Annotated in this window: 10 protein-coding genes; 8 read left to right on the forward strand and 2 right to left on the reverse strand. The window is 47.7% G+C overall.

Features of this window, described 5'->3' with window-relative positions:
* The 5 genes from AAGC78_RS20775 to AAGC78_RS20795 form a co-directional block, all read left to right on the forward strand.
* A partial coding sequence (locus AAGC78_RS20775) for an iron-containing redox enzyme family protein (RefSeq protein WP_435786026.1) occupies positions 1 to 672 on the forward strand: 672 nt, incomplete at its 5' end.
* Between the two features lie 3 nt (positions 673 to 675).
* On the forward strand, positions 676 to 1,605 hold the full coding sequence (locus tag AAGC78_RS20780; RefSeq protein WP_435786027.1) for a DUF6999 family protein: 930 nt from the start codon (positions 676 to 678) through the stop codon (positions 1,603 to 1,605).
* Between the two features lie 164 nt (positions 1,606 to 1,769).
* Positions 1,770 to 2,435 carry a hypothetical protein gene (locus AAGC78_RS20785; RefSeq protein ID WP_435786028.1) on the forward strand — a complete coding sequence of 222 codons (666 nt, stop codon included), beginning with the start codon at positions 1,770 to 1,772 and terminating at the stop codon, positions 2,433 to 2,435.
* On the forward strand, positions 2,432 to 2,755 hold the full coding sequence (locus AAGC78_RS20790) for a winged helix-turn-helix domain-containing protein (RefSeq protein WP_435786029.1): 324 nt from the start codon (positions 2,432 to 2,434) through the stop codon (positions 2,753 to 2,755). The genes AAGC78_RS20785 and AAGC78_RS20790 overlap by 4 nt, the downstream gene beginning before the upstream one ends.
* 11 nt (positions 2,756 to 2,766) lie before the next feature.
* A complete protein-coding gene (locus AAGC78_RS20795; protein ID WP_435786030.1) occupies positions 2,767 to 3,333 on the forward strand; it encodes a DNA-3-methyladenine glycosylase in 567 nt (188 codons plus the stop codon).
* An 80-nt stretch (positions 3,334 to 3,413) separates the two neighbouring features.
* Here AAGC78_RS20795 and AAGC78_RS20800 read toward each other — a convergent pair whose 3' ends face one another.
* Positions 3,414 to 4,751, reverse strand: a complete 1,338-nt coding sequence (locus AAGC78_RS20800) for a hypothetical protein (RefSeq protein WP_435786031.1) — start codon at positions 4,749 to 4,751, stop codon at positions 3,414 to 3,416.
* A 132-nt stretch (positions 4,752 to 4,883) separates the two neighbouring features.
* On the opposite strand from AAGC78_RS20800, the gene AAGC78_RS20805 reads away from it, so the two are divergent.
* Positions 4,884 to 5,771 carry a winged helix-turn-helix domain-containing protein gene (locus AAGC78_RS20805; protein WP_435786032.1) on the forward strand — a complete coding sequence of 296 codons (888 nt, stop codon included), beginning with the start codon at positions 4,884 to 4,886 and terminating at the stop codon, positions 5,769 to 5,771.
* Between the two features lie 24 nt (positions 5,772 to 5,795).
* Here the strand turns inward: AAGC78_RS20805 and ilvY are convergent, their stop codons facing one another.
* Complete coding sequence (ilvY, locus tag AAGC78_RS20810) at positions 5,796 to 6,659, reverse strand: HTH-type transcriptional activator IlvY (RefSeq protein WP_435786033.1); 864 nt, start codon at positions 6,657 to 6,659, stop codon at positions 5,796 to 5,798.
* 52 nt (positions 6,660 to 6,711) lie between these two features.
* On the opposite strand from ilvY, the gene ilvC reads away from it, so the two are divergent.
* Positions 6,712 to 7,824: a ketol-acid reductoisomerase gene (ilvC, locus tag AAGC78_RS20815; RefSeq protein ID WP_435786034.1), complete on the forward strand. Its 1,113-nt coding sequence runs from the start codon at positions 6,712 to 6,714 to the stop codon at positions 7,822 to 7,824.
* Positions 7,825 to 7,977: 153 nt separating this feature from the next.
* A complete protein-coding gene (gene pssA, locus AAGC78_RS20820) occupies positions 7,978 to 8,808 on the forward strand; it encodes a CDP-diacylglycerol--serine O-phosphatidyltransferase (protein ID WP_435786035.1) in 831 nt (276 codons plus the stop codon).
* Positions 8,809 to 8,906: the final 98 nt, after the last annotated feature.

Below are 8,906 nucleotides of genomic sequence, written 5' to 3' on the forward strand. Positions count from 1 at the left end.
TCTGCACCTGTGCATCTGCAGGATTTATTAACGACATTAGCGGGCATCTGGCACGACTATCGCTCGCAAGTGTGGCGCAGTCCTGTTATCCATAAATTGGTCAGCCAACAATTTACGCTGGGCGATTATCGCAATTGGACATCCCAGTGGGTGCCGCAAGTGCGCGAAGGCAGTAAGTGGATGCGTGAAGCCGTGGCATCGCTAACTGGTACTTATGCTGATCTTGCCAGTTTGATTGAAACCCACGCGGGCGAGGAGCAAAACGATTTTAAAATTTTGTATGAAGATTATTGTGCGGCGGGCGGAACCGAGCCGTTGGATAGTTTACGGCGTAACCCCGGTGGTGAAGCACTAAATAGTTATCTGCATTCACTTGCGGCAACCACTAACCCGATTGGTTTGTTGGGGGCAATTTATATTATTGAGGGCACTGGCCAGCGTATTGTTCCTGCGCTTTTGCCATTACTGCGCAAGCAGGTTGATTTACCTGCGAGTGCATTTCGCTTTTTGGAATATCACGGCGCGAATGACGAGCATCACCTTGCGCGCTGGTTGTCTGCTGTTGAATTGGTATTGGCACTTGAGCCGCAAGCGGCAAAAAGTATCATCGCTACTGCAAAGCGTACCGCGCAATTATATTTAATGCAGTTTGAACATATTCTGGAGGACTAGGGGATGGATAAGTTGGAAGCAGAACCAAAGTTTTTACAAGCTGAATTTGATCCGCGCGACCCGAATCCCTGGCTTGCACTTTATTTGGATCAAAGTACGCCGCTGCCCGATCATGTAAAAAAAGCCTGGCTAGCAGATTCGGAAACGCCATCGCGCCAATTTCTGTTGCCGTTTGTGCGGCCAGTGGCGCGCACCTTAATTGTATTAATCCAGATTGTGAAAGTGGCCGTGCCGCGCAATTGGGCTGCATCAAAACTGTTGCACTGGATTCTCGCTACCGGTTTGAAATACTGCGTACGACCAGAGGCGAATTGGTTGGTGCTGCGCCATTTCCATATGGGTGCACAGATTCTGGAATTTATCGCTGCTAACTCTCCGATCAAAGTGGAAACCTCTCCGCTGAAACCGATAACTCTCGATGAGTTAAAAGATGAGTTATTTTTAAAACACGATTTAAATCTATTTAACTTCGTTATCCGCTTGGGTAAAGCGCTGCGTGATGCTAATCAAAAACTGATGCCGGTTGAGAAGCCGGATTTCAGTATGATCCACGAGCCGGAAGTGACCTTGCAATCAATGCCGCGCGGAATGCTGAACGGTATTGATCTGCAAACTGCGATTGAAATGTTTACTCCAACCTATCAATTATTCCTTACCGACAATGATTTCTGGCGCGCATCCAACTCCTTGCAGTTGGATGAAACCATTGGTCTTTATGTGGCAACGATTTTAAATTCACCGCAACATTTGGTATTGCTTAACAACAAGCATCCACTCGTGCCTATGAGTACATTGCGCGCGGGGTATCGATTGGTGTTACACGGTTTATCCACTGAAATGCTGCACGCATTATTGATGGATTTGAAAAAGGCCCAAGCTGAGCATCATGCGCCGGATTATGCGGTCAACCAATCAACATCAATAGCAGACTAAAGTAGGTCTGTCGTTTTGCTCCCCTATGCCACAGCGCGTGTGTGGCATAGGACGCCCCTCCTTGAAGCCCTGAAATTCAATGGTTAAATTATTTTCAATAAAGCACTTTATTTTATAAAGCCTGTGTTGTACATTATTTCTACTGCCACTTTTGGGGTATTCAATTGGGTGTTGAATTGAATGCGGGCTGGCAAGGAATTGTTATGGAGGCATGTATGTCGGAATTATCTCGGTTAAGAGCAGATATTGATTTTATGAAAGCGCTGGCAGTGGAGGGCGGGCAGACACCATTGAACGGCGGTTTGCCTTTGTTTATGGCGGGCCTGATTTTTGGGATTGCTGCGCTACTGCATTATGCGAGCGTTTCATTCACCGCATTTAATGGGCTGACCACGCTCTCTATATGGGGGAGTGCAATGTTGGCTTATGCCTTATGGGGTGTATGGTGGGGAGTAAAAAATCGTGCGGTTTTCAAAGTTCAAGGAAATAAAAATCGGGTCGTAGGAGCTGTGTGGAGTGGAGTTGGTTTTTCAATTTTTCTATTCAGTGTGACCTTGGCGATCCTTGCATATCGTCTGCAAAATCCGCAGCTGGGCGTGTTTATGATGCCGGTAGTTTTGGTGTTGTATGGGCTTGGTTGGATTATTACGGCGGAGGTCGCCGCACAGCGCTGGATGACCCTGGTCGGCATCGGATGTTTTATTGTTGTACCGCTGATTGCCTGGTTGTCATTGCGCCCTGAACAACTGCTTGTGTATGCCGTGGCGTTGATTTGCTCTGCCCTGATACCAGGGTGGTTATTGATGACTAAAGAGAACGCAGTGAAATGAGCGATCTCTTCTCACTTGATTCGGTTGATGATGTGATCCATGGCCGCTTGCGGCTCGGTGTTATGGCCTATCTGATTAATTTGGGTGATACCGACTTTATCCAATTGAAAGCTAAAACCGGTGCGACTGACGGCAATTTGTCCGTCCAGTTGCGCAAATTGGAGGAGGCTGGATATATCGAAATTAGTAAAAGTTTTGCCGGAAAAAAAACAGTTACCGGCGTGACTTTGACCGAGTCTGGCAGACAGGCATTTATCCGCTATTTAGAAAATATGCAGCGCCTGATTAATGAGGCATCTGCTATCCGTGTTGAGGCTTAAGCGGTTTGCAAATGAAAGACATTTTTTCGGTCATCGATTTTTCTGCTCCTTCACATGAAGTTGCGCCCCAATTAATCGGTGCGCAATTTTTTGTGAATGGCGTGGGCGGAATTATTGTTGAGGTGGAAGCTTACGATCAATCCGAGCCGGCATCGCACACTTTTTCTGGTCCAAGTGTGCGCAATGCTTCTATGTTTGGTCCACCCGGTTGCGCTTATGTTTATCGCTCATACGGCATTCACTGGTGTTTGAATTTTGTATGTTCACCGGAGGGGCATGGAGCGGGAGTTTTAATTCGCGCAATCCAGCCAACTCATGGTTTGGATGTTATGCGTGAGCGTCGCGCGGTTGAGTCGGAAAAATTACTTTGCTCAGGGCCGGGGCGCGTAGGTCAAGCATTGGAAATCGTCCACGCATTTAACGGGCACTCCCTCACGCAAAAACCATTTCAATTATTGCCTGCAATTGCGCCGGTAAATGTGGTGAGTGGCCCACGCATTGGCATATCCAAAGCCATGGATTTACCTTGGCGTTTTGGCTTGGCTGGCTCGCCGTTTCTGAGTAAGCCGTTTCGTTAATCCAACAATTCGATTTGCGTTCAGGTAAATCGATGTGTTTGATTAAATTCCCTTTTATTGCATTTCCTTCGATTAAAGTCCTATAGCCGAATCTTGCAAGTATCTTTCACATCAAAACATCTGAAGCTCAGTGTGTTGGTTTTAGCATCATAATCAAATGATTTTTCGCTGTAGGGATTTTTGTAAGAGGATGATGCGATTCGCTCGCTAATATCCTGTTGCGCTGCTGCGGTTAATTCCAATTGCAGTGATACCAGTGAATAGATACCTGCAAGGTCATGGGCCCGGCCTATGTAATCGGCAATTTGCCATGGCTGTGATAATTTTATTTTCCCGCCCAGGTTGTAGGGATTAAAGCGAGAAAACTCAACGGGTCTGATGGGGGCTTGGGCGCGCATGTAAAATTCCGGCGCGGTCAATTTGCTGAAGTTATAGCTTGGCTGGTAGGCATATTTAAAATACCGGTTTACGCTCGCGGTTGGTTGTACCAGCAGGTTCAAGAACCATGACTCGTTTCCTGGTGTTGCAGAGAAAAATAGAAAGAACGTCTGTCTGTTTTCGACCATCATACGAAACTCTGTTAGTAGCGCCTCGTCGATTGCAATTTCCTCCCTACCCAATGGCAGGAGCAAATTTTGTAGTTCTTGTCTTTGTTTGTCGCTCAGTGCTGGTTGTTGGCTTATTGCATAGGAGAGCGCCTGTAGATCTCCACGCAACGCATTCAGTGCAATCATTTTTCCCAGTATTGTTTGGCTTTCACCCAGCACGATTCGCCAGAATTTCAGATCCGCGCGTGCTGTTTCTATCAGGCCATCAATTCCCTTTGTTAGATAAGCATCCGCGTTGATGATTTTCCCGAGTTGCAACATTGGCCCGTAGCTGGGTAGAGGTGAGGCGGAATCCATGCTGCGAATATCTTCGATGTAATGTGATTGTTGGATAATTAAGCGGTAGCGTTCAATTTGGCTATGTAAACGTTCGTTGGTGATCGGCGTTACGTTAATGTCGGCGAGTAAGTTTTCAAAACAGTTATCGTACTCGCGCGGAACACACTTGGCGGCAGGATAAAGCGCTTGCCAGGTTTTATCGAAATCACTGCCACCTAAAAAGTCTTTAATTTCTTGTTCGCTAAGGCTGGCGGATTTGCCTTGAGCGCGCTTATCGCGCAGGGCAGCGATAAATTTTTCGCCAACTTGTTTTATATCCCGGCTAGATTCTGCGGCTAATCCATAGGCGTCAGGGGCGGCGTTGCCGGGAATATCCGGATTGGCAGGGTTGCTCAACAGTTGGCTAATCTCTGGTGCCAAGGCTTCATCAAAAATAGCGAGGTTGGGAATCAACACGATGCCCAGTGCTAATCCAGTAACGAATGTGCTGCGGGTTAGAATTTTAATAAGTAAGGCTTTTGCATGACTCATGGTGTGCTCCTTGGTAAGTGACACTTTAACTCTCGCATAAGCCTCATGAAAGCAGCTGAGGAAAACCTACGCAAAAGCTCGCCGGGGTCAAACCTCATGTTGTGCGGATCTTTAAGTTGCTAAACTGCTGCCATGAACAACAATAATTTTCTTAATCACACATATCTGCGCTGCGCTGACTTGCAATTCGATCTCGACTTGGGTGCAGTGAATAATGCGCAGGGCGAGACGCAACGCTTAAGTCCTATTAACTTAAAAGTGTTGGCCTATTTGCTGAGTCGCCCCAATGAGGTTATTAGTCGCACGGAATTGTTCGACACTGTGTGGCCCAACCAGATTGTGAGCGATGATGTATTGACGCGCGCGATATCGGACATTCGCACTCAACTTGCCAAGCTGGATGATTCGACCAAATTCATTGAAACATTGCCCAAGCGCGGTTATCGCTGGGCAATCGAGGTTGTCCCGATTAGTGGGAGGGCGGAGGCGGCTTTATCTAGCCCGAACGTATCTCAATCGCTTTCTGTAACGGCTCAGCCTGCTCGGTTAGTCGTGCGCAGATTCACTAACGCAATGTTATATGGCGGCGCAGCACTGCTGTTGGCGGTTGCGATTATGTGGCTGGCTGGTCAATCGATGGAGACTCAAATCAATCTTGCGGTATTGCCCGCTGTTTATGAGCGCCCACAAACGGAAGCGGCGGCCAAAATGTTGGATGAGGCTCTTCTGGTTGTATTGCGCAAAAAATCCCACATAAAACTGTTATCGCAATCCGCCATCATTTCTCGACCGCAAAATCCCTTTCCTTATTTCTTTAACCAGTTTGATGCTAGGTGGGTACTTGAAAGTCGGGTGAGTGATTTTGATGGGTTTAATAATGTAGAGCTAAGTTTGGTGGATGCGCGCACAGGGTTGGAGTTGCACAACATCAATTTTACGGCCGCCAATAACACCGAGTTAATGGCCAAACTTGCCCGGCAGCTGGAAACTGATTTGCTAGTCGATACGGTTAGTTATTGAATATTCCTTTACTAAAGTTCAGCACTACTTGTCATTCGCCAGCTGCAGCCAAAACGCATTCACAATCGGGCTTTTCAATCGTTTTTCCATCACGCAAATGCCGGTGTCGTAGGGGCCTAAATCCGGTTGTGGATTAAAACGTTTTACTTTGTCGGCGAGTGGGCTGTTATCGACTACGATTTGCGGCGCAACACCGACACCAAATCCCAAACTCACCATACTGACAATCGCCTCGTTACCTTTTACTTCTGCATAAATATTTGGCTTGATGCCAAGCGAAGTAAACCAGTTATCCAGCCGCTCGCGCGCCAATCCTTCTTCGGGAATGATCACCGGGATTTCTTCCCAATTTTTCCCCTGCCAGTCTTCATGATTGGCGGTGATGAAAATCAGCGGCGAGCTATTAATAGGTTTGAAGCTGATGCCTGCAGGAAGTTTTTCCGGTTTGGCGGCGATGGCGATATCTTCTTCGCCGGCGAGGATGCGTTCGATCGATTGCGCCGGGTCGCCGGTGTGCAGTTTGATTGCAATGCCGGGATGCTTAACGCGGAATTCGGTGAGGATCTCATATAAGAAGCTGTAGCTGGCGGTGACTGAGCAGTAGATGCTGAGTTGTCCTCGCAGTTGGTCGGCTTGTGCGAGCAGGGATTCCTGATAAGTCTCCCACTGCTGTATCACTTCTTTGGCAAAGGTTTGGAATTGTTCGCCCTCGTGCGTGAGCACTACCGAGCGGTTATCGCGCATAAATAGATGCACGCCGAGATCATCTTCGAGCTGTTTGATATTGCGGCTCAATGTCGATGGACTGACATGGCAGCTGGCCGCTGCTCGCCCAAAGTGGAGGCTGTTGGCAAGGCTACAAAACAGGCGAAGTTTAGCTATATCCATAACTGTGTTGCATAAAATGAAATATTGAATTGCGAATATATCATTTTACGCGATGCAAGTGTTTCCCTACACTGTCGACCTTTTCTTATCCCGGCCGGACTTAGGTGTCACTGTGTTCCGGCAATCATCATCCTCTGAGGAGTCTGTTATGCACGTTTATTACGATAAAGATGCTGATCTTTCTATCATCCAAGGTAAAAAAGTAGCCATCATTGGTTACGGTTCACAAGGTCACGCTCACGCGTGCAACCTGAAAGATTCAGGTGTTGATGTTGTTGTTGGTCTGCGTACTGGCTCTGCAACTGTTAAGAAAGCAGAAGCTCACGGCCTGAAAGTGACTGATGTTGCTACCGCTGTTAAATCAGCTGACGTAGTAATGATCCTGACTCCGGACGAGTTCCAATCAAAACTCTACAAAGAAGAGATCGAGCCAAACATCAAGCAAGGCGCTACTTTGGCGTTCGCTCACGGTTTTGCGATTCACTACAACCAAGTAGTTCCACGCAAAGATTTGGACGTGATCATGATCGCTCCAAAAGCACCAGGTCACACGGTGCGTTCTGAATTCGTACGTGGCGGCGGTGTTCCTGACCTGATTGCGGTATTCCAAAACGCTTCTGGTAAGGCGAAAGAAACTGCTCTGTCATACGCATCAGGCGTAGGCGGCGGCCGTACTGGTATCATCGAAACCACTTTCAAAGACGAAACTGAAACTGACCTGTTCGGCGAGCAAGCTGTTCTGTGCGGCGGCGCGGTTGAGTTGGTAAAAATGGGTTACGAAACTCTGGTTGAAGCAGGTTACGAGCCAGAAATGGCTTACTTCGAGTGTCTGCATGAGCTGAAGTTGATTGTTGACCTGATGTTCGAAGGCGGTATCGCCAACATGAACTACTCAATCTCCAACAACGCTGAATACGGCGAGTACGTGACTGGTCCTAAAGTGATCAACGAAGAGTCACGCAAAGCTATGCGTCAAGCGTTGAAAGACATCCAAACTGGCGAATACGCCAAGAAGTTCATCCTGGAAGGTCAAACCAACTATTCATCAATGACTGCTGCTCGTCGTAACAACGCGGCGCACGGTATCGAAGTTGTTGGTAACAAGCTGCGTGCAATGATGCCTTGGATTCAGGCGAACAAAATCGTTGATCAAACCAAAAACTAAGTTGGTTGGATTTTCGATCTAAAAACCTCGCCCTGTGCGAGGTTTTTTTTGCCTGGGATTTCCTTGCTGTTCACGCTGATTGTGTGTGGCTCCGGACATGTCTTTTGCGCATGAATGTGTACAATAGCCCTCCCGCAACAGAGAGACAGGATCATGAGTCAGGCTGATAACGAACAATCAAAACAAGATACCGGCGACCATGAGGGTCCGCTTCCATTTGGTGATTTGGTGGAAGAGGTGTCGGAGAATGGCAAAAAGGTTCGCCATCGCGGCGTATATCTGCTCCCAAACCTGTTTACGACTGGTGCGCTGTTCTGTGGTTTTTATGCCATCGTTTCTGCCATGCATGGCAATTTCACCCAGGCCGCTATCGCCATTTTTGGTTCCATGTTGCTCGACGGTATGGATGGCCGTGTGGCGCGCATGACTAATACCCAGAGTGCATTTGGTGAACAATATGACAGTCTCGCCGATATGGTTTCGTTTGGTGTTGCGCCAGCACTGGTGGTATTTAGCTGGGTTCTGCACGATTTAGGGCGCTGGGGTTGGGCGGCAGCATTTATCTACACTGCATGCGCTGCATTGCGTCTTGCCAGATTTAATACGCAAATCGGTGTGGTCGACAAAAAATACTTTATGGGTTTGGCGAGTCCGGCAGCAGCTTCAATTGTTGCCGCTACGGTTTGGGTTTGGTCTGATTCCCGGCCTGAGGGTGTTTGGGCAGCTGGTGTTGCGTTGTTGACTGCATTTACCGGTTTGTTGATGGTGTCTAATTTTCGCTATACCAGCTTCAAGGGAATCAATTTCCGTGGGCGCGTTCCTTTTGCTTTTATGTTGCTGGTGGTGCTGGTGTTTGCATCGCTCATTATTTATCAGCAGCAAGGTGTTTTGGCGATTGCGATAATTTATGGTCTGTCTGCTCCGGTCATTTGGTTGTTTCGCCTGGTTGTTGGTGGGCCAAAATCACCGAAAGTGCCTGAATAAAAGTCAGTAAGTTTGTTAATTAATCGTCTTTAAAATTAAAACGAAATAATCCCAAAAAGAGCTTGCATGGGCGAGGGTGGATTCGTATAGTGCGCGCC

The sequence above is a fragment of the Cellvibrio sp. genome (assembly GCF_039207905.1).
In the GTDB taxonomy this organism is placed as follows: domain Bacteria; phylum Pseudomonadota; class Gammaproteobacteria; order Pseudomonadales; family Cellvibrionaceae; genus Cellvibrio.

What these genes read in the sequence shown, in the direction of transcription:
- AAGC78_RS20780 (WP_435786027.1), top strand. Translation starts at nt 676, where the DNA reads ATGGATAAGTTGGAAGCAGAACCAAAGTTTTTACAAGCTGAATTTGAT.
- AAGC78_RS20790 (WP_435786029.1), top strand. Translation starts at nt 2,432, where the DNA reads ATGAGCGATCTCTTCTCACTTGATTCGGTTGATGATGTGATCCATGGC.
- AAGC78_RS20795 (WP_435786030.1), top strand. Translation starts at nt 2,767, where the DNA reads ATGAAAGACATTTTTTCGGTCATCGATTTTTCTGCTCCTTCACATGAA.
- AAGC78_RS20800 (WP_435786031.1), bottom strand. Translation starts at nt 4,751, where the DNA reads ATGAGTCATGCAAAAGCCTTACTTATTAAAATTCTAACCCGCAGCACA.
- AAGC78_RS20805 (WP_435786032.1), top strand. Translation starts at nt 4,884, where the DNA reads ATGAACAACAATAATTTTCTTAATCACACATATCTGCGCTGCGCTGAC.
- ilvY (WP_435786033.1), bottom strand. Translation starts at nt 6,659, where the DNA reads ATGGATATAGCTAAACTTCGCCTGTTTTGTAGCCTTGCCAACAGCCTC.
- ilvC (WP_435786034.1), top strand. Translation starts at nt 6,712, where the DNA reads ATGCAAGTGTTTCCCTACACTGTCGACCTTTTCTTATCCCGGCCGGAC.
- pssA (WP_435786035.1), top strand. Translation starts at nt 7,978, where the DNA reads ATGAGTCAGGCTGATAACGAACAATCAAAACAAGATACCGGCGACCAT.